A 23,699-nucleotide genomic window follows, 5' to 3' on the forward strand; every position below is an offset into this window, starting at 1 on the left:
TTTTGCCAAAATAGAGGGGTAGAAAGAAGGTAGCATATGTCTAAATTACAACAAATCGTAACATATCTTGAATCAGAAAAACTAGACGTCGCTGTCGTATCTGACCCCGTCACAATCAATTACCTCACTGGCTTTTACAGTGATCCCCATGAACGCCAAATGTTCCTTTTTGTCCTAGCAGATCAAGAACCCCTCCTCTTTGTCCCAGCCCTTGAAGTTGAGCGTGCTACTAGTACTGTTTCCTTCCCAGTTGTGGGCTATGTGGATTCTGAAAATCCATGGCAAAAAATGAAACATGCTCTTCCACAACTTGACTTCAAACGTGTCGCTGTTGAGTTTGACAATCTCATCTTGACCAAATATCATGGCTTGAAAATAGTCTTTGAAACTGCTGAGTTTGAAAACATCACACCTCGTATCCAACGCATGCGCCTCATCAAATCAGCTGACGAAGTGCAAAAAATGATGGTTGCAGGTCTCTATGCAGACAAAGCTGTTAAGGTTGGTTTTGACAATATTTCTCTTGATAAGACTGAGACAGATATTATTGCCCAAATTGACTTTGCCATGAAACGTGAAGGCTATGAAATGAGTTTTGATACCATGGTCTTGACTGGTGATAATGCTGCAAATCCACACGGTATTCCAGCATCTAATAAGGTTGAAAATGATTCTCTTCTCCTCTTTGACCTCGGTGTTCTGGTCAACGGCTATGCTTCAGATATGACTCGTACAGTCGCTGTTGGTAAACCAGACCATTTCAAGAAAGACATTTATAACTTGACTCTTGAAGCCCAACAAGCTGCTCTTGACTTTATCAAACCAGGTGTGACTGCCCATGAAGTGGACCGCGCTGCCCGTGAGGTCATCGAAAAAGCTGGTTACGGTGAATACTTCAACCACCGTCTCGGTCACGGTATCGGTATGGATGTCCATGAATTCCCATCTATCATGGAAGGAAACGACATGGTCATCGAAGAAGGAATGTGCTTCTCTGTTGAACCAGGTATCTATATCCCTGGTAAAGTCGGTGTCCGTATCGAAGACTGTGGTGTTGTTACCAAGGATGGCTTCGACCTCTTTACAAGCACCAGCAAAGACTTGCTTTATTTTGATTAAACATAGAGACAAGCAAAAAGTCAGCTCAAATAGCTGACTTTTTTATTTCCTAAATTGTCAAATTAAGCTAGAGTTTTCAAGTAACTCAGAAAAACTTGGTAGGGTGATTGATAATTCAATGATTTTCTAGGAATTCTATTTCTTTTATCAGCTATAGCTGATAAATAATTTTGAGAAATATTAGTAAAATCCATTTGTTTCGGTAATCCATTTCGTCTTAATAAGCCATTAGAATGTTCATTGAGATCTCGTTGACCAGGACATCCTGGATCCGCAAAGAAAATATCAATGTCAAGTGCATTCGAAATAGATTTCCAATTAGAAAATTCTTTCCCACAATCAAACGTTATCGACTTAAAGAGATGACTGGGAACTTGAGACAACCATTGATTGATGGAGGCCTCAATATCACTTGCTTTCCGTCCATTGGTTTTCAGTGTGATGATGGCTTTTGAGAGGCGTTCTACTAAGGTAATGACTGCACTTTTGTGTTTTTCTCCCACAATTGTATCCCCTTCTAGATGACCTAATTTCGACTCAAAATTAGGATAACTGTCTGCTCTCTCACGTAAATCACTGCGCAACGCTTGTTTTCCTCGTTTTTCGCTATGACCATTTGGTTTTCTTTTGCCTTTCCAGGGGAGGTTCTCTTTCTTGAAAATACCACGGTCTGCTAGTTGATAGAGAGTTCTCATAGAACAAGAAATCCTATCTGAATAAACTCCCTTAATGACATCAAGGCTCCAGCTTAGATCTAAATGAGTTTGAATAAAGTCTTTTTATGCTTGCGTAAGACTTGTTTTATTCCTGGCACAGCGTTTCTTATTGACTTTATATCGCTTATAGTAATCATAAGCAGAGTGCTCCTCTTTCAGATAGTTGAGCACATTGTAGGTTGTCTGTTTTGATCTTCCAAGAGCTTTTACAATATCTGTAACTTTTAGACTTTCTTTGTAGTAAGCCTCTATCATTACAAGTTCGTTTGTAGTAAGATGTGTATAGTTCCTTTCAGACAAATGTGGTAGTTTATCTGAGCCTTACATAGATGACTTTTTCTGACTAGCTTAATTTTACAAATTGGGTTTTATCTTCTTAACACTCTGAAAGACTACAAACCCCACAACCATTCCCAAGGTATTTTGCATGAAATTTGGTAGGATTTCTGGTAGAGCTGCAGCCCAGCCATTCATCAATGTAGAACCCAAGGCGTAACCCCCTACCATGGCAATTGTTGCTAAGATAAGGCCTAACCACTGAGTTTTTCCTTTAAATCCTGCGAAAAATCCCTGCAAACCATGATTGACCAAGCTAAAGAACATCCACTGAGGGTAGCCTGATAAGAGGTCAATCAAGAAACCTGCTAGTCCTCCGACTACAGCCCCTTCGCGACTACCAAAGTAAAAGGCAGCAAAGAAGACACCAGCATCTAAAAGAGTTAGAATGCCTGTCGGTGTTGGAATTTTTAAGAAATAACCTAGAACCACAGAGAGGGCGGTTAATAGAGATACAAGGGCGATTTTAGTTGTTTTGGTTTGCTTCATATTGTCTTACTCCATACTGATCTGCTTGTGCAATGGCACGGTAAACGAAAGCCTTAGAGCTTTCTACTGCTGGTAAAAGTTCATCACCTTTGACTAGATGACTGGTAATGCTGGAGGCAAAGGTACAACCTGCACCAGCATTTTGCCCTTGGATGACAGGATTTTCTAAGACTGTAAAGTTCTGTCCATCATAAAAGACATCTACAGCCTTGTCCTGACTAAGGCGATTGCCTCCCTTGATAATGACTGCTGGCGCTCCTAAGTCATGCAATTTCTGTGCTGCAGTTTTCATATCTTCAAGGGTTTTAATCTCTTGATCTGCTAGTAATTCTGCTTCAGGAAGATTAGGCGTAATCACACTGACATAAGGGAAAAAGCGAATCAACTCTTGGCAGAGTTCACTAACTGCTACGTCGTGCGTTTCCTTGCAGACCAAGACAGGGTCCAGAACCACAGGCACTCCTGGGTGTTGTTTGATAAAGTCCAAAGCCTTCTCAGCTACGCTGACAGTTGGTAGAAGACCAATCTTAATTCCCCCAAACTCGACATCACGCAAGCTATCTAATTCATGTTGAAAAATGGTATCGTCAGTTGGAAAGACTTCAAATCCTTTTTCTGTCAAGGCTGTCAAGCAAGTCACTGCTACAAAGCCATGCAAGCCGTTCAATGTATAGGTTGCCAAATCTGCTGACAAACCACCACCACTAAAAATGTCATTTCCAGAAAGTGCTAAAATACGATTATTCTTCATAATGAATCTCCTTTAAATACAAACCATTTGGTGCTGCAGTGGGACCTGCAAGTTGCCTGTCCTTCTTCTCCAAAATCAGGTCAATCTGCTCCACTGGCATACGATTATTTCCGATTTTGAGCAGCGTCCCCACCATATTGCGAATCTGTTTATACAAGAAACCATTTCCTGAAAAGGTAAAAGTCAAAAACTGGCCTGTCTCATCAACCCTGAGACTAGCTTCTGTGATGGTGCGAACCTTATCCTCCACACTGGTTCCAGAGGCTGTAAAGCCTGTGAAATCGTGGGTGCCCTCTAGCTTTTTGATTGCAATCTGCATGCGTTCCACGTCAAGCGGATAGGGAAAATGAGTAGCATAGTGACGGCGCATAGGATTTTTAGGACGTCCTCTATCCACGATAAACTCATAGGTCTTGCTATGTTTTACATAACGGCAATGAAAATCATCTGCCACGAGCTCAATCGAAATCACATCAATATCTTCAGGGGATTGGGTGTCCAAGGCAAAACGGAGCTTCTCCTCATCCATCTGATGGGGCAGGTCAAAATGAATGACCTGTCCCAAAGCATGAACCCCACTATCAGTCCTACCAGCACCGTGAACAGTGATTGCTTTCCCTTTATTGAGTCTCGTCAAGGTTTTTTCAATTTCCTCCTGAACGCTCCGCGCATGGGGCTGGCGTTGAAAACCAGCAAAGGCGTAACCGTCATAGGAGATAGTTGCTTTATATCTTGTCATAACTTCCATTTTATCAAGAAATTAGTCTGTAGACAAGGTCCTAAAATAAATACTGTATGGGTACAAAAATTCTAAAAAGGAAAAACTTAGGAACCAATCCTAAGCTCTCTTTTGAAGTAGGTGCATGACAAAGATAGAAGTTACAATCAACCAAACTCCCAAAATTGTAAAGACCAGCATCCCATTGTGAGTTAATAAGCCAATTGCACTTAGAACGAATGGTGTCGTAAAGGCTCCGAAACTACAGCCTAATACAGCAAATGAAGTTGCTTGATTGAGGAGTTTAGCTGGAATTCTTTCAGAGACAAGTTGAAAAACTGTCGTCAAGGCTACACTGTAGGCAAAACCAGCCAGAATGCTTCCTGCCACTACCACCCACAAGGATGGAGACAAAGCAATTACAATTTGCCCCAAACCAAAGGTAATACCGGACCAGAGAAGCAATTTCTCTTTAAAGATAGAAATCAAGAAAGAGAAACTCACACCAGCCACAATCCCGATCAACTGCATGACACTAAGAACAAAACTAGATAACTGGGCATCTCCAAGTCCTCTTTCCACCATCAAACTTGGAATACGAATAGTAATAGCCGTATTGGTACAAACTACAACCGCCGCTTCGATAGCTAGGATAAAAATCAAACCTTTCATTTCCCGAGTTAAGCGACTTGCTTCTTTCTCTTTTTTCTTGACTTCTTTCTTTTCTTTTCCATAAGGGACAAAGAGCAGATAAAGGGTCAGCACCAAAAATCCAGCACTATAGGCTAGGAAGGTAGCTGTCCAACCAAAGGCCAACAACTGGCCGACTGCCAAGGTAATGAGAGAAGCCCCAACGACCTCTGCAGAACCGCGTAACCCTAGCATCTGAATTCGCGTTTTTCCTTGATAACGTTCACTGATAATGGAAATGGCCTTAGCATTGATCATCCCAACACCCAAACCAAAAAGAATCCGTGTTCCAAAAACAAAGGGGTAGGCTTGATACCAGAAGGGAGCCGTCCCGCTGAGTGATAAAATCAGCAAGCCCAGACTAATCTGTAAGCGCTCAGGAAATATTTTTTCTAAGAAACCATTTAGTAGTAACATAATCATGATCCCGAAAGAAGGCAAGCTCGCCAAGAGCTCAATTTGTTCCTTAGGATAGCCTTGATAATAGTCAAACATGGCTGGCAGGGCACTCGAGATGGAAAAGGATGTAATCAAAACGAGGGAGAGAGCCAAAATACTGGCCCGTTCTAAAAATTGTTTCATGAAATCTCTTTCTATATTTTCTCTTAATATCTTTCTCTGTTGATAATTCTCAAGCAAGAAAAGAAGAAGCCTCTTTGGTGTACAGACTCCTTCTTAAACTCGAAAATGAATACCTTGTATCTTAGGATGACTTTCTCTTGATTTGCTTGATAAAGTAGAAGATAAATCCTGCCACCATATAGGCAACAAAGATAATCAGACACCACTTGAACACGACATCCCACCCCTTGTTCACATTCAAAAAGAAGTAAGGGAAGGGACTGACCTTAGAATTAGGAACATCAAGTTTCAGTACCAAGCCATTAAAAAGAGCAAAAATCATATAAAGCAAGGGTAAAATCGTCCACACAACTGGATCCCAAATCTTGTATTGACCCTGTTTGTCAAAAAAGAGAGTATCTGCTAAAAACCAGAGGGGAACGATATAGTGGCAAAGGAAATTTTCTAGGGTATAGAAATTAGTCGCAATAGGCGCTAATAGGAAATGGTAAATCACACAGGTAATCATGATACTCATGGTGACTCCACCTTTTAAGCGCAAAAGACTTGGTCTTTGCCAGTCTTCACCTAAACGGCTCATAACCTTTAGGAGATAGAGCGTAAAAATCGCGACTAAAAGGTTGGACAGAACCGTATAGTAGAGAAGCATCCCAAAGCCACCATGCTTGGCGATTTCAAGATAAACTCCCGTAAAAGCCGCTAGAAACAAGAAGATACGGCTATAAAATACAAGTTTGTAGTGCTTTGACATGCTTAAATTTTCTTCACAAACTCAGATTTGAGTTTCATGGCACCAAAACCATCAATTTTACAGTCGATATTGTGGTCGCCTTCTACGATACGGATATTTTTCACGCGCGTCCCTTGTTTCAAATCTTTTGGCGCACCTTTTACTTTCAAGTCCTTGATGAGGGTTACAGTATCACCATCAGCCAATTTATTCCCGTTGGCATCGATAGCAACAAGACCCTCTTCTACATCTGCAACTTCAGCAGGATTCCACTCATAAGCACACTCTGGGCAAACCAGTAGGGCACCGTCTTCGTAGACATACTCTGAGTTACATTTTGGGCAATTTGGTAGGTTGTTCATGGTTTCTCCTTATCATCATTCACTATTCTTTGAAAATCAAAATTTCTCGAACAGCAACTATTATACCCTAAAATCAGCATTTTGACAAATGAGTCGCCGGAGAAGCAAAGAAAAAATCATGTAACTTTGTGTGCTACATGATTTTTAAAAGATAGTTTATCATGAGTAGTGATACAGAAACTCATGATAGAAAGGGATGCATTTATCTTACAAACCAGGTGCTTGTCCAAGTTCTGCTGCAAGCATCCAAACCGTTTTCTCAAGTTCAGCTTTAGCACCAACAAAGATATCGTTTGTCACATCATCACCTTCTTCATCAGTAACATCCAAAGCTTTTTGGAACAGAGTGATGAGGTAACGATAAATTTCAAGGACACGTTCCAAACTTTCTTCTACATTGCGGAACTCTCCAACTTCTTCTTCGATTTCACTGTTTTGAAGGAATTCTGTCAATGTAGAGAATGGGCTGCCACCAAGTGTGATCAAACGCTCACTGATTTCATCCAATTGACCATCAAGAGCTTCCATATACTCATCCATTTTTGGATGCCATACAAGGAAACCACGACCACGCATGTACCAGTGCACTTGGTGCAAAGCAACGTGAGCTACATACAAATCAGCAACAGCTTGGTTCAAGACTTCCTTTGTTTTTGCCAATGCTACTGGCGCTGCTTTTGTCAATGATGTTACGTCTTTTACTGCTTCTTTTTTCAATTCTACCATTTTATTTTACCTCATTCATTATTATTTGTAACCACTTCTTAATGATTACTACCTTAGTATACTACTAAGTAAAACTAATAGCAAGCCAAATGACTCACATGAGAAAAGTTGCAATAGACTGATAATTTAAGAAAAGTTTAGTTAGTTCTGATTAGCTCACTTTATAAGATTTACTTGAAAATTGACTATGGTAAAGATCATAATAAAAAACCTTTCGCTTGGAGTACACTTTCGTGATTTCCCTACTCAATAATCTGTCCATCCTTAAGAACGAGAATCTCATTTGCTTCTTGAATGGTCGAGAGACAGCGGGCGATGACAAAACTGTTCCTTCCTTTCATCAACCGTTTCATAGCTTTTTGAATCAAGAGTTCCAAACGGGTATCAATAGAGGAAGTCGCTTCATCCAAAATGAGAATTTTAGGATTAGCTAGAATAGCAAGCGCGATGGTCAACAGTTGTTTTTGCCCGAGGGAAATATTGCTGGAGTCTTGCTTCATCTCCATGTTATAACCATCAGGAAGAGTTCGAATAAAATGGTCTACATTAACCGCTTTAATAGCAAAAAAGAAAGGACGATATTTGTCCTTTCTCGATTTTAGCTTTTCTTCAACCAAATAATGTTAATAAAGAGTCGATTATTTTACAAAGTCAAGCAATGCCAAGAAACTTTCAGCTTCAAGTGAGGCACCACCAACAAGGGCACCATCAACGTCTGGGCAAGCCATGTATGAAGCAACGTTTTCAGGTTTAACAGAACCACCGTATTGAACACGAACTTTGTCTGCAACTTCTTGACCGAAGTCAGCAGCTACAACGTCACGAACAACTTTACACATTTTTTGTGCGTCGTCTTGTGAAGCTGATTTACCAGTACCGATAGCCCAGATTGGCTCGTAAGCGATAACTGATGCAGCAACTTGTTCAGCAGTCAATCCAGCCAATGCAGCAGATACTTGAGCACCTACGAATTCAGCTGCTTTACCAGCTTCGTAAGTTTCAAGTGACTCACCACAACAGATGATTGGAAGCATACCATTTGCAAAGATTGCTTTTGCTTTTTTGTTGATATCTTCGTCAGTTTCATGGAAGTAGTCACGGCGTTCTGAGTGACCGATCACAACGTAGTCAGTACCGATTTCTTTCAAAACTTGTGGGCTTGTTTCACCAGTGAAAGCACCTGCATTTTCAAAGTAGCAGTTTTGAGCAGCAACTTTAAGGTTTGAACCTTTTGCAGCAGCAAGAACAGTTGTCAAATCAAGAGCTGGAGCTGCGATACCTGCTTCAACAAGATCTGATGAAGGAAGTTTTGATGCAACTGCTTCAACGAATGCTTTAGCTTCTTCTGGATTTTTATTCATTTTCCAGTTACCAGCGATAAATGGTTTACGTGACATTTCACATACCTCTTTTTTCAATTTATTTTCTACTTATTTTATCACAATTATACACAGCTTGCAAATCTTACTCGGATTTCAAGCCTGCTTCCAACGATTAATCTTTCCAAAGATCCATAGCATTTCTGAAATCTGCAGATACCTGTGTCAACTGAGGATTGCTTGCTTCTCTCTCTGCTCGTTTAGCCTCCACTTGAGCCACACTTTTGATGCCTTCATGGCGCCAGTTTCTTAAAATCGCCTGAATGTACTTCCAGTTTGGTTTTCCATTCAAAACAGCTTCACGAAGAGCCTCCTTAATCAAGTCAGCACTGGTCCCATCTTCCTTTAGTGTCTTGGTCAAATCCTCAATCTCAAAAGGCGTCAACAAGCGCCCCAACTCCTGTTGGAAGGTTTCCACCAAATCCTTGAGTTGATTTTGAGGTGTCAACTGATCTGAATTCGAATGAGCAACTCCAAACAAGTCATCCAAACGTTCCAAAGCTAAACTAGCATCAAAAAGCAATTCGATTTCACCATTTAATTCGATGGTTCGATACTGAAGCAGTCCCCTCTCCGTCAGATTGGAAATGGCCTGATTGACATCCGAAATCTCCTTGCCAATCCTTTCAGCAATCTGGCTTGGCGACATTTCATCCAAGCCTGTCGTATTTTGCAAATAGAAAAATTGCCAGACCAGAAAATCGTCGCTAGAAGGAAAGAGTTCCTTAAAATGCAAGAGCAGGGCACTCGGTAAAACCAAGTTCCCTGATTTAAAAGCGTCTAAATATGTCATAATTCCTCTTATAAATACCCAAAAGCAGATGCATCATCTTCTATTTTTCTCCAGTCAAAAGGGGTTTCCTGATAGACGGCATAATTCACCCAGTTACTGAAAAAGAGGGCTGCTGATGAAGACCAACAAAGACAAGGTGTCTGGTTGACATCATCATCCTTAAAGTAATTTTCTGGAATATGTGGGTCTAAACCTGCATCACGGTCCCTAAAATACTCTTTTGCCAAGGTATCACGGTCATATTCCAAATGCCCAAAACTATAAATTTCTCGCAAATCACGACTGGCCAAAATAGAAACTCCAACCTGAGGTCCTTCTGATAAAATTTCAAGATTGGTTTTGTTTAAGATTTCTTCCTTAGAAATCTCCGTGTGCCGAGAATGAGGGGATACATAGCTATCGTCAAAGCCTCTAAAGAGAAGATGACCTTCCTTTAAAGTATCCTGAGGATAAATACCTGATAACTTACTGTCCATCTGGTATTTTTCCACCCCATAGCGCAAATAAAGACCAGCCTGAGCCCCCCAACAGATATGAAGAGTCGAATAGACATGGGTCTTGGACCACTCGATTACCTGACTGAATTCCTCCCAATAGTCCACTTCCTCAAATGGTAAATGCTCAACTGGAGCACCTGTGATAATCATCCCATCAAAATACTCATCCTTGACTTCAGGAAAAGTTTTATAAAAGGTCTCCATGTGCTCTGAACGAGTTGTTTTAGAACGGTGACTCTCCATATAGAGAAAATCAATATCCAGTTGCAGGGGCGTATTAGCCAAGTGGCGCAACAATTGAGTCTCTGTGACCATTTTTTGTGGCATGAGATTTAAAATTAAAATCTTCAAGGGACGAATATCTTGGTGGGCCGCACGTTGATCATCCATGACAAAGATATTCTCTGTCCGTAAAATCTCAACAGCTGGCAATTTTTTATCAATTCGAATAGGCATAACCCTCTCCTAACTGTACTCTTTCAGGAATAATTGCTTGTGTTTAGAGTTAAAATGTAAACACTTGTTTCCTTTATTATACTGTAAGAAGATATAGTTTTCAATTATAGTTTTTCTCTAACTAGCTATAGTCTATTTTTATATCCTAATGTAGAGAAAACAGCCCTAGGGACTGTTTTTCATTAATAATGCATAAGAACTTTGTAATCGTAGTCACCGATTTTTTCACGACCGTTCAATTCATCCAATTCAACAAGGAAGGCACAACCTGCTACAACACCACCAAGTTTTTCAATCATCTCGATAGTTGCCTTAACAGTTCCACCTGTTGCCAAGAGGTCATCCACGATAAGAACACGTTGACCTGGCTTAATGGCATCAGCATGCATAGTTAAGGTATCAACCCCGTACTCTTTTTCATAGTCAGCAGAAATAACTTCGCGTGGCAATTTACCTGGCTTACGAACAGGTGCAAAACCAATTCCCAACTCAAAGGCAACTGGACAGCCCACGATAAAACCACGAGCCTCAGGCCCTACGATCATGTCGATTTTCTTGTCAGTAGCATATTGAACGATTTCACGAACAGCATAGCTATAAGCATTTCCATCAGCCATCAAAGGACTGATATCACGGAAGGTAATTCCTTCCTTCGGATAATTTTCAATTGTTGCAATGTAATCTTTTAAATTCATCTTTTTCTTTCTTTCAAAGTTTTTTACTCTCTATTATAGCATATTTTTTAAGAAAGAAAAAAGGAAAAGTTAACTTCAATAATTATCTAACGATTTGACGATTTATAACTAGCCATCGCAATAAAACCCAATTTCTGTTTATTCTTAGCAAACATTTTATACATAGTTAAAAACTGCTTTCTATTCTCCTTTTTACAAGCATTTACGCAAATTTTCAAAGTTCCTAGCCAACCTTCGTCATAAATCATACCTGATAATTTCATTAATGTCATTTCCCCAGTCAATACTTTCACATCACGATAACCTGATTCTATCATCACTTGCTCCCAACCATCTTGAGTTAAAGGGCCTACATTTACATGAATTGCTTGTGACAGTTCCTGTCTGACAGACTCTTTAGCTTCCTTAAGAAGCACATCATGTGTCAAAAGAAGACCTTCAGGTTTTAAAACCCTTAGATATTCCATTACACATTTTTTCTTAGCTTGATCGGCTTGCATAGTCAGCATAGCTTCATTTATAACAATATCAAAACTAGCATCTTCATAAGGAAGTTTCATTGCATTAGCTCTTTCAAAACTGATTAAATGAGCAACACCTGCCGTTTCAGCAGATTTTTTAGCCACTTCTAAGGCTTGTCCATCCATATCAACAGCAGTTATCTTACAACCAAAACGCTGTGCCAACTCAATTGCTGTAGTTCCCCTATTACACGCAACCTCTAATATTCTCTTTTCTTTTGAAAATCCTCCTTCCGCAATTAACCAATCTGTGGCACGTTTTCCACCTGGACGTAAGCGTTTTTTCCCCAATTTTGCTAAAAACTTATGACCTGCTTCTGACATTTAAACACCTCTATTTTTTCTTCATTATAACATAAAATAATATTATCTAACAATTCTAATCTATTTTTTGATGAACTATAATCAAACGCATACAGTCTGCCATGATTATAGCAAAAATCTATTAATCACCTCTCTAGATCGAATTCAATTGCTCATGTAGTTTACGCATATCGGTTACGACTACATATTTGTACTTTAGAGTTGCTGGCCTCACTTTCCGCTATATACGCTTTACTATCACGTGCCTATTCATATAACCAAGATTTCTCTATCTCTTTCTCTGCCGATTCTTATTTCCAACGTCAGACTTAAACAGTCTATCCTAATGCTGTTCGAACAGCTACTCACAATAGTCAGGTTTGGGAATCACTTTTGGGTTTACTAGTATATAGTAGCCACAGAGGACTTACACCTCAGATGAACGGAATGCCCGTCGTACCTAAAAAAACGAGCACTTTCGTACTCGTTCTCTGATATAAACTACTGATTAAAGTGAGTTTACGTCAACTTTGATACCAACACCTTGAGTAGTTGTAATAGTCAAGTTTGTTACGTAAGTTCCTTTAGCTGTAGCTGGTTTTGCTTTTTGGATTGTTTCGTTGAAAGCTTTGAAGTTTTCAACCAATTTTTCAGCCTCAAATGATACTTTACCGATGATTGCTTGAACGTTACCTGCACGGTCAGCACGGTAAGTGATTTTACCACCTTTAGACTCTTCAACTGCTTTAGCAACATCCATTGTTACAGTACCAGTTTTAGGGTTTGGCATCAAGTTACGTGGCCCAAGGACACGTCCAAGACGTCCAACAAGAGCCATCATGTCAGGTGTAGCGATAACTACGTCGAAGTCCAACCAACCGTCGTTGATTTTAGCAACAAGGTCATCTTCACCAACAAAGTCTGCACCAGCAGCTTTTGCTTCTTCAGCTTTTGCACCACGTGCGAAAACAAGAACGCGTGAAGTTTTACCAGTACCGTTTGGCAATACCATTGCTCCACGGATTTGTTGGTCAGCTTTTTTAACGTCGATGTTCAAGTTGTAAGCAACTTCTACAGTTGCGTCAAATTTTGCAAAGTTAGTTTCTTTTGCAAGTGCTACAGCTTCTTCTACGCTGTATGCTTTTGTGCTGTCGATTTTCTCAAGAGCAGCACGAAGTTGTTTGCTTTTTTTAGCCATTTTCTATTCTCCTTGTAAGTGGTTCAATCGATTTTCATCTCCCACGTCACTTCTCGAAATGATGAAGTCTTGCGGGTTATATTGGGGGTGTTATTGATTAGTCAACAACAGTGAATCCCATAGAACGAGCAGTACCTTCGATCATACGCATTGCAGACTCTACGTTTGCTGCGTTCAAATCTGGCATCTTAGTTTCTGCAATTTCTTGTACTTGTGCACGAGTAACTGTAGCAACTTTAGTTTTGTTAGGTGTACCTGATCCTTTTTCAACACCTGCAGCTTTTTTCAAAAGAACAGCAGCTGGTGGTGTTTTAGTGATGAAAGTAAATGATTTATCTTCGTAAACTGAGATAACAACTGGAATGATCATACCAGCTTGGTCAGCTGTACGAGCGTTGAACTCTTTTGTGAATCCCATGATGTTGATACCAGCTTGACCAAGAGCAGGTCCAACCGGTGGAGCTGGTGTAGCTTTACCAGCAGGGATTTGCAATTTTACAAGTTTTTCGACTTTTTTAGCCATTTTTAAATCCTCCTTTGTGGTTTTGGCGGTAATTAAAGATTTTTACCTCCCACAAGTATGCTTTACACATACTCATCTATTATACACTATTTATCTGGAATTGCAAGGAAAAAGTTTATTTTTTAATCGACGTAATCTCCACCTTCAAAGCCGAAATACTCTTCCAAACTGAGGCCACTAGCTGCAATCTCTTTAGCCTCTTTTCCTACATAACGAAGGTGCCATTCCTCAGCCATATAGCCTGTTTCCTTTTCCTTACCTTTAAGATAACGGACAACAAAACCATAATCAGCCGCATGGTCCAAGAGCCATTGGGCCGCTTTTTCTTCTGTCACCAAATCACCATTTGTTCCAATCACATCAAAGGCCAAGCCTGTCTGGTGCTCGCTATAGCCAGGGCGGGCAGAGTAACGGTCTGCTGCAGCCTTTCCATCTTTATTGACATAATCTTGATAGAGGTTAGTCTGAGTCTCGTAACTTCTAAAACCACTGTATTGATCACTAATTGGGAAGCCTGCCTCTTGCATCGCTTTGATGAGTTTGACCAACTCGGCCTTGGCTGTTGGATTTTCCCCTGGATTATAATCTTTAGACAATGGATAATGTTTATTGGCTACGATGATTTCATCGTATTTCCCTTGGATGCTGTAGTAGTCTCCTTTATTAACCACTTCTGCTTTTTGCTGAGCAGCTCCTTGAGACTTGCTTCCGACTGTTCCATCAGCTTTAGCTGTTTGTTCTGTCTTAGCTGCGCCATCTTCATTTTTTGCTTTTTCTTGTGAACAAGCTGCTAGACTCAAGGCTAGCAAGGCTGTCAAGACTAGGTATCTTTTTTTCATTTCTACTCCTTTATTTCTAATAGTTTATCTACTTCTAACGATAAACGTTTGACTAATCTTTTAATCTCATCCGGTTTTGCTTGGCAGGTTTCTGCTGTCATTTCTTCAAAGGGAACCCACCAGACTGGACCACGTCCCTTGAGACCATGACCATTCATGTCACCTCTTCGTCTAGGGAACAGATGCCAATGAAGATGGGCATCGCCATTTCCTAGCAGTTCGATATTCATTTTCTCAGCAGCAAAGGTCTTAGCAACCGCCTCTTGGACCACACTCATTTCTTCTAGAAAACGGAGTCTTGTCTCCTTTTTCAAATGGTGCAATTCGGTGACGTGTTCCTTAGCTAAAAAGAGACTATAGCCTGCAAAATACTGGTGGTCTCCAACCACAAGATAGCCTGTTTCCAACTCTTTGACAAAATAGGGATTTGCTCCCTTCTTGATGAGCTCAATTCTCTGGCAAATCAAACACATATTAGTCTACCAATGCGCTCTTAAGATAAGCATCAACCATACGCTCCGTTGCGACCACCGAGTCAATATGAGTACGCTCATAAGAATGGCTAGACTCGATACCAGCACCGAGAAGGGCATGTTTAACTTCTGCACCTGCAGACATAGCCGCTGAAGCGTCTGAACCATAAAACGGATAGATATCCAGCTTAAATGGAATATCTTGCTCTTTAGCCAAAGCAACCAAGTGTTGCCGGAAGTCATAATGATAAGGTCCAGAAGCATCCTTGACACAGATAGACACTGTATATTCGTCTGTTTGCTGATCATCTCCCATAGCTCCCATATCCACAGCCAGATATTCTACCACCTGAGCAGGAATATTAGAATTAGCCCCATGCCCCACTTCTTCAAAGACTGAAAAAGCAAAATGTGTTGTTACGGGCAATTCAATCTTCTCTTCCTTATAACCACGAAGCAAGTTAAGCAAAATCGCTGCGCTGACCTTATCGTCCAAATGACGAGACTTGATAAAACCTGTCTCTGTCACGACGGTTCGTGGATCAAAGCTGATAAAATCACCGACCTCAATACCAAGAGCACGAGTTTCTTTTTCACTGGTTACTTTGGCGTCCAAACGCACTTCCATATTATCCTGCGTGCGTTCTGCAGTTCCTGCATCCTTATAGACATGGCAAGAAGTTTGGTGGATGAGGATGGTTCCTGATACTTTTTGACCTGTGCTAGCCACATGAACGGTACAGTTTTCACCTTCAATCATGTTCCAAGGAAAACCACCGATACGGTCCATTTTGAGACGGCCGTCTGGTTTGACAGCACGGACAATGGCCCCCAGCGTATCCATATGGGCAGTCACATAGCGATGCTCTTCATCATTTTGACCTTTAATGGTCACATTGACACCACCCTTAGCTGTGCGAACCGGCTGGTAACCAAAACCTTCTAGAGTCTTGACTAAATAGTCCGAAATCTCCCGAGTGAAGCCCGTTGGCGACGCAATGGCTGTCAGTTCTTTGATATATTCTACTGTTTGATTCATTTCTTCACCTCTTTTGCTACCTATTATAACACATTTATCATCGGATAAAAAAAGAAAATCACTCCTGTAGACTTGGCTACAAAAGTGATTTTAATGATTATTCCATTTCAAAAACATCGCTTTCTTGCTTGTTTGGTAGAACCAATGAGAGCAAGATTCCGACAACGGCTGGTACTAACCATGGGAGTGATGCCTTGGCAAAAGGAAGAGCATTGACAAGGTTTGCAAGAAACTCAACTTTAAATGAGCTTCCTAGTACGCTTGCAATGGCAATGGCTGTAACAACAGTAATTGTCAACTGCATACCTGGTTTTGAAAGAGCCACAAATTTGTTGACAATGACAATCATAACGATAGCAATCGTGATTGGGTACAAGATAACCAGTACAGGAATTGAGTACTTGATAATCGCATCAAGACCCAAATTGGCAATGGCAAATCCAATCAAGGTAAAGGCTGTCGCATAAACCTTGTAGCTGATTTGTGGGAAGCGCTCATTAAAGAACTCAGCTGTAGACACAATCAAACCAACTGTTGTTGTGAAGCAGGTTACAGTAACCATAGCTGCAAGGAAGAGTTGGGCTGTTGAGCCAAAGATTTCTTGAGTGGCTTGTGACAAGATGTAAACACCTGGTGTTCCACCCTTCATCGCTTCAGCTGGTACTGGGAAATGATTTCCAAGGAAACCTAAACCGATATAAAGGGCGCTGAAGGCAAGTGCAACAACGATACCAACAACCCAAATAGTCGAAATGTATTCTTTCTTACTTGAGAAGCCAAGTTGTTTCAAGGTTTGAACTGCGATTACACTAAAGGCAACTGAAGCAAGGGCGTCCAAGGTATTGTAACCTTCTAGGAAACCTGTACCAAAGGCAGAAGCTTGATAAGCAGCTGAAGCAGCTTGAGGACTTGTTCCACCGTATTTGATAGCTCCTAGAACAACCAAGATAACAATCAAAATCGCAAAGACTGGCGTTAAAATACGGCCGATACGGTCTAAGATTTTTGATGGATTGAGCGATATCAAATAGGCTGCTGCAAAATACAGAACTGTAAAGACAATCAAACCAAGACCTTTATTTGCATCCGACAAAAGAGGGCTAATCCCTACTTCGTAAGCTGTTGTAGCTGTACGTGGGATAGCAAAGAATGGACCGATTGACAAGTAAAGAACTGAGAGGTAAAGAGTCGCAAACCAAGGCGCTATCTTTGTTGAAATCTCGTAAATATATCCTTTAGGATTTAGCGTTCCAATAATAAGAGTCAAGACGGCGATACCGACACCTGAAAAGACAAAACCTGCGATGGCAGGAAGAAAATGTTCTCCAGATAGAGCACCTAGAGAAGGCGGAAAAATCAAGTTCCCCGCACCAAAAAATATTCCAAACAGGAGCAAACCTGTTAAGGCACCTTTTTTAGCCATGAAAATCTCCTTCATATTTATAAAATACTGACCTAGTATATCATGAATAGGAGTATGAAAAAAGCTTCACGAAGTAAATATTGAATGTTTTCAAGATTCTTAAAAATAAGAATTATCTAAAAATAAAATCCTCCTACCAAGATCACACTAAGTAGGAGAAAATTCTACTGTTTACAGTTCTTCAAAAGCCATCATGCCACCTTGGACATTGATAACCTCATAACCTTGTTCTGATAAGAATTGGCAAGCACGCGCCGATCTCATTCCAGATTTACAAATAACATAATGTAACTGATCCTTGTCCAATTGATCATAAGTATCAGCTAATTGACTCAGAGGTAGATTCTGAGCACCTTCTAAATGAAGAGCTTCAAACTCCTCCACTTCTCTCACGTCCACTAGAGAAAGTTGGTCATTTTGGTAAAGCTGGTAAAATGCGTCAAAGGTAATTTCTTTCATTCTTTTTCTCCTAATACTCTTCGAAAATCAAATTCAAACCACGTCAGCGTCGCCTTACCGTACTCAAGTACAGCTTGCGGCTGGCTTCCTAGTTTGCTCTTTGATTTTCATTGACTATAAAATTGCTTTAATTCTTTTTTTCAAATCCGGCACTACTTCTGCCTCAAACCAAGGATTTTTGGCCATCCAGATTTGATTGCGTGGTGAGGGATGAACTAGTGGAAAATAGGTTGGCAAGTAGTTCTGGTAATGTTTTACCCGTTCTGTCACCTTGCCACTGACTTTCTCCTGTAAATAGTAGGCTTGGGCGTACTGGCCAATCAAGAGTGTTAATTGGATATCTGGTAATTCTTGCAAGAGCTGCGGATGCCATTTTTCGGCAAAGCCAGCTCGAGGTGGCAGGTCACCTGACTTACCATGTCCTGGAAAGTAAAAATCCATAGGCAGAACAGCAAAATAACCTGAGTTGTAAAAGGTATCTTCATCCACACCTAGCCAGTCCCGCAAACGATCGCCACTTTTGTCCTTCCAGTAAAGGCCTGCTTCTTGGGTTTTAAGACCAGGCGCTTGACCGATGATATTGATGCGAGCAGTCTTTGGCGCTGCAAAGAGAGGCTCAATGCCACGCTTTGTATAGTCGACATTCTGTGGATCCGCCATAATAGCCTGCTTGATTCTTTCAATTTGAGACATCTACTTTCCCTCCAAAAAGAAGTCTAAGCATAAGATCTCAGACTTCTATCGTTTTATTTGATCAATTCATAAATAGCTTCGGCATAAATTGCTGCTGCTCGGAAGAGATCATCCAAGGCGATAAATTCATTGGCTTGGTGCATGGTATCAATCGAGTCTGGGAACATAGCACCGTAGGCAACACCTCGTTCTAGCAAGCGACCAAAGGTTCCACCACCGATGACTTGCTCGTGACCTTTAAGGCCTGTTTGTTTTTCATAAACATTCAACAAGGTTTGCACAAGTGGATCTTCCATTGGCACGTAGTGAGGCGTATGTCCATGTTCAGAAAGGCTAACAGAAACAACTGGCAAGTTTTCAAGGATTGACTTGATTTGCTCTGGACTTGTTCCTTTTGGATAGCGGATATTAAGGGCAATGGTATTATCAGCGCTTGTTTCATCAAAGCGGAAGACGCCGGCATTCATAGAAAGGGCACCCATCTTTTCATCCACATGGGCAATCTTGAGATTTTCCCCCTCGTGGTCGTTCAAGAGAATTTTACCAGCGATGTCAAGGTAGTCTTTGGCTGGACCAGCAAAGTCAAACTGGCTAAGGAATAGGGCTAGGTAAGTCGCACCATTGATGCCTGAAGCAGGCATAGCACCGTGGGCTGATTTACCAATGATCGTCACCTTGTATTGGCCAGCTTCTTCTTGGAGTTCTCCTCTGAGTTTGTGTTCTGCAACAAAGGCATCTAGTTTAGCTTGCAAGTCAGCCAAACCACCTGAAACGACTGCTGTTGCTGATTCTGGTACCATATTTTCACGTAAACCACCTGTAAAGCTGTGAAGACGGGCTGCACCTGTATTTTCACCTGCAAAGTGGAGGTATTCCGTGATATTTCCTTTTTCACCGTTGATGATAGGGAATTCAGCGTCTGGAGAGAAGCCAAAGTCTGGTTTCGCAAGTCCTACATGCTCGAAGTAGTAGTCCATGTCTGCCCAGCCTGATTCTTCGTCCGTTCCAACGATGAAGCGAACTTTTTTAGAAGTTGGAAGGCCCAATTCTTTGATGATTTTCAAACCATAGTAACAAGCTGTTGTAGGTCCCTTGTCATCAGAAGAACCACGCGCATAAAGACGACCATCTTTGATAGTTGGTGTGTAAGGATCTGTGTCCCAACCGCTACCAGCAGGCACCACATCCATATGAGCAAAGATTCCGAGAACTTCTTCTCCATCACCAAACTCAAAATGTCCTGCGTAGTTATCAACATTCTTAGTTGGGTAGCCATCACGGTCTGCGATTTCAAGGAATTTCTCCAAGGCTTTTACTGGACCAGGCCCAAATGGATGCTCAGCATCAACCTTGCTATCATCTCGTTCTGAGTTGATTTCTAAAAGGCTAAATAAGTCAGCCAAGAGGTCTTCTTTGCGTTTTTCTACTTCTGCTGTAAAATCAATTGCTGTCATATTTTCTTCTTTCTATCTTTTCTCGATGATTTCATCTACTGGCAAGCGGTAGCTTGGTTCCAATTTCTCGTCTGTGTAACCCACTGTAATCAAGAGTTCTGGACGGAAACGGCCTTCAATATCCAAAACTTCGTTGACTTTTGATTTGTCAAAACCAAGAATCAGATTTGAGCCGATTCCTTGGTCTGTAAGAGCGAGAACCAAGTTCATAGCAACCAAACCTGCATTGAGGGCTAGGTAGTCGCTGACTTGTTGTTCATTGTAGCGCGCAAATTCAGCTGGCAAATTTTTCATGAAGTATTGAAGTTGTTCTTCTGAGAAATTGTTAGCACCACCAACTCGGGCAATCTTACGAGCACGTTTAGCCAAATCTGTGTCTGTAAACAAGGCAATAGTTACAGGCGCTGATGATACCTGTTCAAAGTTTGAACCGTAAGCCAATTTTGCCAGTTCGGCATTTTTCTCACGTACCACCACAAATTTCCAAGGCTGGCTGTTGTGGGCGCTTGGCGCCAAGGTTGCAATTTCGATAGCCGTACGCACATCTTTTGGATCAACTGGCTTATCAGTGAAATGCTTAGTCGCATGACGTTTTTTATTTAATTCAAGAAATTTCATAATCGATTTCCTTTTCTAATTCTACTGCTTCCATTCTACCATAATTTGAAAGAGCTTGCAGGGATTTTTCATAGTATCTCTTGGTCCAAATTATTCTTTTTTAAAAACCAAAATATAATTTTTATAAAAACCTAAGGTAGCAACTGATAAAAGTATCACATCAAAAATGATAATTGCAACAGATAGCCCGGACGATAAAGCAATTTTATGGCCTGCTGTATCTGTAATTCGTTCTAAATGAAAATTTTTAAGTACCAAATACAGATAATAGCTGTTCAATAAACTCGATATATAACCAATTAAAATCTGGGATTTCAATTTTGTAAATATCCATAAACCTAACAAAGGAAGGGCTATTATCAACAAGGGAAAACCAAATAAGATAACCGTCAAAAAAAGAAAAATTGGTCCATTCCAAATCCACAGACAATAAAGAAGGCAGAGATAAGAAATTACATATACTGTCCCTAATATTTTATTGCTTATTTTACTCATTTTTTCTCCATTCTATTATTCCTTGTTCAGCAACTTGAGCTAATTCCTTTTCTTCCTGCGGGTTCAACTTTCTTTGCACAGCCTCTGCTACTGCTCTTGGTACTCCAACTTCGACAATCTCATCCACACTGGCTTCCTTGATTTTAGTCAAAGACTTGAAATGCTTCATGAGATTTTGCTTGCGTTTAGGTCCTAGACCGTCAATGCCATCCAATTGTGATGAAAAGGAATTTTTGGAGCGCAGTTGGCGATGGAAAGTGATAGCAAAGCGGTGCACCTCATCTTGAATGCGTTGGAGGAGGAAGAATTCCTGAGAATTGCGAGATAACTCCACCACCTCAAGCGGATCACCAAAAAGTAATTCATGGGTTTGGTGCTTGTCATTCTTTTGCAGACCTGCAATTGGAATGTCCAAACCCAGCTCTTCTTGGATGGCTTGCTTGGCGATATTGACCTGACCTTGTCCCCCATCGATGACAATCAAATCTGGAGGAGTCAAACCGTCACGCTGTACTCGACCATAGCGCCTGCGAATGACTTCTCTCATACTGGCATAGTCGTCTGGCCCGACTACGGTCTTGATTTTATACTTACGGTAATCTTTCTTACTAGGTTTTCCGTTGACAAAGACAACCATGGCTGAAACAGGACTAGTTCCCATGATATTAGAATTATCGAAGGACTCGATGCGAACTGGAGTCGGAATTTGGAGCAAGCGTCCTAGATTTTCAATAGCTCCTTGGGTCTTTTCGACAGATTTTTCTAACAGATTGAACTTCTGCTCTAGACTGACTCGAGCATTCTTTATAGCCAAATTGACCAGTTGCTTTTTCTCTCCACGCTGGGGTTTGACAATCTTGGTATCCACCAAAGCCTTAACGGCTTCTTCATCGATATCCTGCGGAATCAATACTTCATTGGGAACCAGGTGGGATTTTTCTTGATAGAATTGTCCCACATAGGTCAAGAAGTCCTCATCCGGATCGTTGTAGTAGGGAAAAAGATTGACATCGCGCTCAATAAGCTTGCCCTGACGAACAAAGAAAACCTGAACACACATCCAGCCCTTGTCCACATAGTAGCCAAAGACATCCCGATTTTGGAGATCCTTGGCCATGACCCGTTGCTTGGTTCGAAGTGTTCCAATAGCCTGAATCAGGTCACGGTATTCTGCCGCACGTTCAAACTCCATAGTCTGAGCTGCCGCTGCCATTTTTCCCTTTAAGTCATCGATAATTTTGTCATCCTGCCCTTTTAGGAAATCAGAAACCTCCTGAGCCATGGACTTGAAATAAGACTCATCTTTCTTACAGATGGTGTGGGCCATACATTGGCCGATATGGTAGTAGAAACAGACCTTAGAAGGAGGATTAGTGCACTTGCGAAAAGGGAAAATCCGATCCAGTAGTCGCTTGATTTCATTGGCTGCTCCCACATCTGGATACGGTCCAAAGTAGAGACCTCCGTCCTTTTTGACCTGACGGGTGATAATCAAACGAGGATAGCGCTCATTGGTGATTTTGATGAAAGGATAGGACTTATCATCCTTGAGCATGATATTGTACTTAGGCTTGTTTTCCTTGATCAGGTTGATTTCTAGGAGAAGTGCCTCAATATTAGACTCCGTAACGATAAATTCAAAATCCACAATTTCAGATACCAGAGCCTCTGTCTTAGTATCATGACTTCCACGGAAATAAGATCTCACGCGGTTACGCAGATTTTTAGCCTTTCCTACATAGATAATGGTGCCGTTTTTATCCTTGTGAATGTAGCAACCAGGGCTGGTTGGCAAGAGCTCTAGTTTTGATTTAATCAAGTTATTCATAGTTCCATTATAGCAAAAAAGTAGGGAAAGATAGTCCCCTACTCATTGGTCTCATATAATTTTCGAAGTCTTTCAACATCCTCTTTCTGGATACCATAAAAGGAACCTGCTGGTTGCATGACAGACTTTTCATCTGTATGGTCCAAGCCAATCGCATGCCCCAACTCATGTTCTGCCGTATGGACAATGCGCTCATATGAATAGCCATAGTTAGGATTGGACAGATAATAATGATTCAACCGTACCGTTACAGACAAGAATTGCCCCGTTAATAGATTGGTCTGACTTTCTGCCTCTCCTGCCACAGGAGTGCCTCCGTCATTCATCTCCGTAGCCATAATATCTGCCTTACTAGACTCAGTCACAATTTCAAAGTTAAAAGCACCTGTTTGATTCCAGTTCTGAATTGCTTCTACATAAGCTTCTTGAAAGCGTGAATCCATCTGGGGATCCAGGTAAATACGAGCAGAAGCCTGTGGCCACCTTCCTTCAGAGTGTTGGTGGCTATCTGTCTGGCTCAACTTAGGCAGTTGCCCAGTTTTTTCCCATTGGTCAATACTTTGTTGACCAATCTTGACTGACCGTTCTGCTTGCTTTAGCGCTCCTTGAAAATCCCCGTTCAGATACCAGAGAAGACCGAAAGCAAGAGCACATAAGATTACAACTATCCAAATCAGGCGCCAAAACAAACGCCACACAAAAGAAAAGAAAGCCCCTATCAAACGAAAAATCCAGCGCATTTCCCTCCACCTTTCTAGCAAATAAAGTCTATTTTACTAAAACAAGCTGAAAGA

At 41.1% G+C, this 23,699-nt stretch carries 26 protein-coding genes and 2 pseudogenes; 1 reads left to right on the top strand and 27 read right to left on the bottom strand.

Features of this window, described 5'->3' with window-relative positions:
• The first annotated feature begins 36 nt into the window (after positions 1 to 36).
• Positions 37 to 1,119 (top strand): M24 family metallopeptidase, encoded by a 1,083-nt coding sequence (locus D8849_RS03080; protein ID WP_125386167.1) that lies wholly within the window; start codon positions 37 to 39, stop codon positions 1,117 to 1,119.
• 62 nt (positions 1,120 to 1,181) lie between these two features.
• Here D8849_RS03080 and D8849_RS03085 read toward each other — a convergent pair.
• The 27 genes and pseudogenes from D8849_RS03085 to D8849_RS03220 form a co-directional block, all read right to left on the bottom strand.
• A pseudogene (locus tag D8849_RS03085) lies at positions 1,182 to 2,090 on the bottom strand (IS30 family transposase).
• A gap of 99 nt (positions 2,091 to 2,189) precedes the next feature.
• Positions 2,190 to 2,660: an ECF transporter S component gene (locus D8849_RS03090; RefSeq protein WP_125386168.1), complete on the bottom strand. Its 471-nt coding sequence runs from the start codon at positions 2,658 to 2,660 to the stop codon at positions 2,190 to 2,192.
• On the bottom strand, positions 2,638 to 3,411 hold the full coding sequence (locus tag D8849_RS03095) for a bifunctional hydroxymethylpyrimidine kinase/phosphomethylpyrimidine kinase (protein ID WP_125386169.1): 774 nt from the start codon (positions 3,409 to 3,411) through the stop codon (positions 2,638 to 2,640). The genes D8849_RS03090 and D8849_RS03095 overlap by 23 nt, the downstream gene beginning before the upstream one ends.
• Positions 3,401 to 4,150 (bottom strand): tRNA pseudouridine(38-40) synthase TruA, encoded by a 750-nt coding sequence (gene truA / locus D8849_RS03100; protein ID WP_125386170.1) that lies wholly within the window; start codon positions 4,148 to 4,150, stop codon positions 3,401 to 3,403. Before truA ends, D8849_RS03095 begins: the two co-directional genes overlap by 11 nt.
• Positions 4,151 to 4,249: 99 nt before the next feature.
• Positions 4,250 to 5,401: an MFS transporter gene (locus D8849_RS03105; RefSeq protein ID WP_000808691.1), complete on the bottom strand. Its 1,152-nt coding sequence runs from the start codon at positions 5,399 to 5,401 to the stop codon at positions 4,250 to 4,252.
• Between the two features lie 121 nt (positions 5,402 to 5,522).
• A complete protein-coding gene (locus D8849_RS03110; RefSeq protein WP_049492375.1) occupies positions 5,523 to 6,152 on the bottom strand; it encodes a Pr6Pr family membrane protein in 630 nt (209 codons plus the stop codon).
• Positions 6,153 to 6,154: 2 nt separating this feature from the next.
• A complete protein-coding gene (locus D8849_RS03115) occupies positions 6,155 to 6,493 on the bottom strand; it encodes a zinc ribbon domain-containing protein YjdM (RefSeq protein WP_001061596.1) in 339 nt (112 codons plus the stop codon).
• 207 nt (positions 6,494 to 6,700) lie between these two features.
• Entirely contained in the window at positions 6,701 to 7,219 is a 519-nt protein-coding gene (locus D8849_RS03125; protein WP_125386171.1) for a Dps family protein, read from the bottom strand.
• A gap of 151 nt (positions 7,220 to 7,370) precedes the next feature.
• A pseudogene (locus D8849_RS03130) lies at positions 7,371 to 7,782 on the bottom strand (ATP-binding cassette domain-containing protein); the annotation flags it as partial.
• Positions 7,783 to 7,857: 75 nt separating this feature from the next.
• Complete coding sequence (tpiA, locus tag D8849_RS03135) at positions 7,858 to 8,616, bottom strand: triose-phosphate isomerase (RefSeq protein ID WP_000087893.1); 759 nt, start codon at positions 8,614 to 8,616, stop codon at positions 7,858 to 7,860.
• 97 nt (positions 8,617 to 8,713) lie between these two features.
• Positions 8,714 to 9,391, bottom strand: coding sequence for a DnaD domain-containing protein (locus tag D8849_RS03140; protein ID WP_125386172.1), 678 nt, complete (start codon positions 9,389 to 9,391; stop codon positions 8,714 to 8,716).
• A gap of 8 nt (positions 9,392 to 9,399) precedes the next feature.
• Complete coding sequence (gene metA / locus D8849_RS03145) at positions 9,400 to 10,344, bottom strand: homoserine O-acetyltransferase MetA (RefSeq protein WP_049492384.1); 945 nt, start codon at positions 10,342 to 10,344, stop codon at positions 9,400 to 9,402.
• Positions 10,345 to 10,526: 182 nt separating this feature from the next.
• Positions 10,527 to 11,039 carry an adenine phosphoribosyltransferase gene (locus D8849_RS03150; protein WP_001049318.1) on the bottom strand — a complete coding sequence of 171 codons (513 nt, stop codon included), beginning with the start codon at positions 11,037 to 11,039 and terminating at the stop codon, positions 10,527 to 10,529.
• Between the two features lie 86 nt (positions 11,040 to 11,125).
• Complete coding sequence (locus D8849_RS03155) at positions 11,126 to 11,884, bottom strand: class I SAM-dependent methyltransferase (RefSeq protein WP_125386173.1); 759 nt, start codon at positions 11,882 to 11,884, stop codon at positions 11,126 to 11,128.
• 487 nt (positions 11,885 to 12,371) lie between these two features.
• On the bottom strand, positions 12,372 to 13,061 hold the full coding sequence (gene rplA / locus D8849_RS03160; RefSeq protein ID WP_001085675.1) for a 50S ribosomal protein L1: 690 nt from the start codon (positions 13,059 to 13,061) through the stop codon (positions 12,372 to 12,374).
• Positions 13,062 to 13,158: 97 nt separating this feature from the next.
• On the bottom strand, positions 13,159 to 13,584 hold the full coding sequence (gene rplK / locus D8849_RS03165) for a 50S ribosomal protein L11 (protein WP_001085807.1): 426 nt from the start codon (positions 13,582 to 13,584) through the stop codon (positions 13,159 to 13,161).
• A 122-nt stretch (positions 13,585 to 13,706) separates the two neighbouring features.
• The gene (ldcB, locus tag D8849_RS03170; RefSeq protein ID WP_125386174.1) at positions 13,707 to 14,423 is read right to left on the bottom strand and encodes an LD-carboxypeptidase LdcB/DacB; all 717 of its coding nucleotides are present in this window, start codon (positions 14,421 to 14,423) and stop codon (positions 13,707 to 13,709) included.
• Between the two features lie 2 nt (positions 14,424 to 14,425).
• Entirely contained in the window at positions 14,426 to 14,896 is a 471-nt protein-coding gene (locus tag D8849_RS03175; protein WP_125386175.1) for an HIT family protein, read from the bottom strand.
• Position 14,897: 1 nt separating this feature from the next.
• Positions 14,898 to 15,935, bottom strand: coding sequence for a M42 family metallopeptidase (locus D8849_RS03180; RefSeq protein WP_125386176.1), 1,038 nt, complete (start codon positions 15,933 to 15,935; stop codon positions 14,898 to 14,900).
• Between the two features lie 97 nt (positions 15,936 to 16,032).
• Positions 16,033 to 17,358 carry a branched-chain amino acid transport system II carrier protein gene (gene brnQ / locus D8849_RS03185; protein WP_185756197.1) on the bottom strand — a complete coding sequence of 442 codons (1,326 nt, stop codon included), beginning with the start codon at positions 17,356 to 17,358 and terminating at the stop codon, positions 16,033 to 16,035.
• Between the two features lie 171 nt (positions 17,359 to 17,529).
• Positions 17,530 to 17,817 (bottom strand): rhodanese-like domain-containing protein, encoded by a 288-nt coding sequence (locus D8849_RS03190; protein ID WP_033689183.1) that lies wholly within the window; start codon positions 17,815 to 17,817, stop codon positions 17,530 to 17,532.
• 114 nt (positions 17,818 to 17,931) lie between these two features.
• Entirely contained in the window at positions 17,932 to 18,510 is a 579-nt protein-coding gene (locus D8849_RS03195; protein WP_125386178.1) for a uracil-DNA glycosylase family protein, read from the bottom strand.
• A gap of 53 nt (positions 18,511 to 18,563) precedes the next feature.
• Positions 18,564 to 19,964, bottom strand: coding sequence for a dipeptidase PepV (gene pepV / locus D8849_RS03200; protein WP_125386179.1), 1,401 nt, complete (start codon positions 19,962 to 19,964; stop codon positions 18,564 to 18,566).
• 12 nt (positions 19,965 to 19,976) lie between these two features.
• Positions 19,977 to 20,582: a nitroreductase family protein gene (locus D8849_RS03205; RefSeq protein ID WP_094753439.1), complete on the bottom strand. Its 606-nt coding sequence runs from the start codon at positions 20,580 to 20,582 to the stop codon at positions 19,977 to 19,979.
• 90 nt (positions 20,583 to 20,672) lie between these two features.
• Positions 20,673 to 21,077 carry a hypothetical protein gene (locus D8849_RS03210; RefSeq protein ID WP_049551658.1) on the bottom strand — a complete coding sequence of 135 codons (405 nt, stop codon included), beginning with the start codon at positions 21,075 to 21,077 and terminating at the stop codon, positions 20,673 to 20,675.
• Entirely contained in the window at positions 21,070 to 22,905 is a 1,836-nt protein-coding gene (gene uvrC, locus D8849_RS03215) for an excinuclease ABC subunit UvrC (protein ID WP_125386180.1), read from the bottom strand. The genes D8849_RS03210 and uvrC overlap by 8 nt, the downstream gene beginning before the upstream one ends.
• A 38-nt stretch (positions 22,906 to 22,943) precedes the next feature.
• Positions 22,944 to 23,645, bottom strand: coding sequence for a M57 family metalloprotease (locus D8849_RS03220; RefSeq protein WP_061864311.1), 702 nt, complete (start codon positions 23,643 to 23,645; stop codon positions 22,944 to 22,946).
• Between the last annotated feature and the right edge of the window lie 54 nt (positions 23,646 to 23,699).

Source organism: Streptococcus mitis (assembly GCF_003942765.1).
GTDB classification, from domain to species: Bacteria; Bacillota; Bacilli; order Lactobacillales; family Streptococcaceae; genus Streptococcus; species Streptococcus mitis_BE.

What these genes read in the sequence shown, in the direction of transcription:
- D8849_RS03080 (WP_125386167.1), top strand. Translation starts at nt 37, where the DNA reads ATGTCTAAATTACAACAAATCGTAACATATCTTGAATCAGAAAAACTA.
- D8849_RS03090 (WP_125386168.1), bottom strand. Translation starts at nt 2,660, where the DNA reads ATGAAGCAAACCAAAACAACTAAAATCGCCCTTGTATCTCTATTAACC.
- D8849_RS03095 (WP_125386169.1), bottom strand. Translation starts at nt 3,411, where the DNA reads ATGAAGAATAATCGTATTTTAGCACTTTCTGGAAATGACATTTTTAGT.
- truA (WP_125386170.1), bottom strand. Translation starts at nt 4,150, where the DNA reads ATGACAAGATATAAAGCAACTATCTCCTATGACGGTTACGCCTTTGCT.
- D8849_RS03105 (WP_000808691.1), bottom strand. Translation starts at nt 5,401, where the DNA reads ATGAAACAATTTTTAGAACGGGCCAGTATTTTGGCTCTCTCCCTCGTT.
- D8849_RS03110 (WP_049492375.1), bottom strand. Translation starts at nt 6,152, where the DNA reads ATGTCAAAGCACTACAAACTTGTATTTTATAGCCGTATCTTCTTGTTT.
- D8849_RS03115 (WP_001061596.1), bottom strand. Translation starts at nt 6,493, where the DNA reads ATGAACAACCTACCAAATTGCCCAAAATGTAACTCAGAGTATGTCTAC.
- D8849_RS03125 (WP_125386171.1), bottom strand. Translation starts at nt 7,219, where the DNA reads ATGGTAGAATTGAAAAAAGAAGCAGTAAAAGACGTAACATCATTGACA.
- tpiA (WP_000087893.1), bottom strand. Translation starts at nt 8,616, where the DNA reads ATGTCACGTAAACCATTTATCGCTGGTAACTGGAAAATGAATAAAAAT.
- D8849_RS03140 (WP_125386172.1), bottom strand. Translation starts at nt 9,391, where the DNA reads ATGACATATTTAGACGCTTTTAAATCAGGGAACTTGGTTTTACCGAGT.
- metA (WP_049492384.1), bottom strand. Translation starts at nt 10,344, where the DNA reads ATGCCTATTCGAATTGATAAAAAATTGCCAGCTGTTGAGATTTTACGG.
- D8849_RS03150 (WP_001049318.1), bottom strand. Translation starts at nt 11,039, where the DNA reads ATGAATTTAAAAGATTACATTGCAACAATTGAAAATTATCCGAAGGAA.
- D8849_RS03155 (WP_125386173.1), bottom strand. Translation starts at nt 11,884, where the DNA reads ATGTCAGAAGCAGGTCATAAGTTTTTAGCAAAATTGGGGAAAAAACGC.
- rplA (WP_001085675.1), bottom strand. Translation starts at nt 13,061, where the DNA reads ATGGCTAAAAAAAGCAAACAACTTCGTGCTGCTCTTGAGAAAATCGAC.
- rplK (WP_001085807.1), bottom strand. Translation starts at nt 13,584, where the DNA reads ATGGCTAAAAAAGTCGAAAAACTTGTAAAATTGCAAATCCCTGCTGGT.
- ldcB (WP_125386174.1), bottom strand. Translation starts at nt 14,423, where the DNA reads ATGAAAAAAAGATACCTAGTCTTGACAGCCTTGCTAGCCTTGAGTCTA.
- D8849_RS03175 (WP_125386175.1), bottom strand. Translation starts at nt 14,896, where the DNA reads ATGTGTTTGATTTGCCAGAGAATTGAGCTCATCAAGAAGGGAGCAAAT.
- D8849_RS03180 (WP_125386176.1), bottom strand. Translation starts at nt 15,935, where the DNA reads ATGAATCAAACAGTAGAATATATCAAAGAACTGACAGCCATTGCGTCG.
- brnQ (WP_185756197.1), bottom strand. Translation starts at nt 17,358, where the DNA reads ATGGCTAAAAAAGGTGCCTTAACAGGTTTGCTCCTGTTTGGAATATTT.
- D8849_RS03190 (WP_033689183.1), bottom strand. Translation starts at nt 17,817, where the DNA reads ATGAAAGAAATTACCTTTGACGCATTTTACCAGCTTTACCAAAATGAC.
- D8849_RS03195 (WP_125386178.1), bottom strand. Translation starts at nt 18,510, where the DNA reads ATGTCTCAAATTGAAAGAATCAAGCAGGCTATTATGGCGGATCCACAG.
- pepV (WP_125386179.1), bottom strand. Translation starts at nt 19,964, where the DNA reads ATGACAGCAATTGATTTTACAGCAGAAGTAGAAAAACGCAAAGAAGAC.
- D8849_RS03205 (WP_094753439.1), bottom strand. Translation starts at nt 20,582, where the DNA reads ATGAAATTTCTTGAATTAAATAAAAAACGTCATGCGACTAAGCATTTC.
- D8849_RS03210 (WP_049551658.1), bottom strand. Translation starts at nt 21,077, where the DNA reads ATGAGTAAAATAAGCAATAAAATATTAGGGACAGTATATGTAATTTCT.
- uvrC (WP_125386180.1), bottom strand. Translation starts at nt 22,905, where the DNA reads ATGAATAACTTGATTAAATCAAAACTAGAGCTCTTGCCAACCAGCCCT.
- D8849_RS03220 (WP_061864311.1), bottom strand. Translation starts at nt 23,645, where the DNA reads ATGCGCTGGATTTTTCGTTTGATAGGGGCTTTCTTTTCTTTTGTGTGG.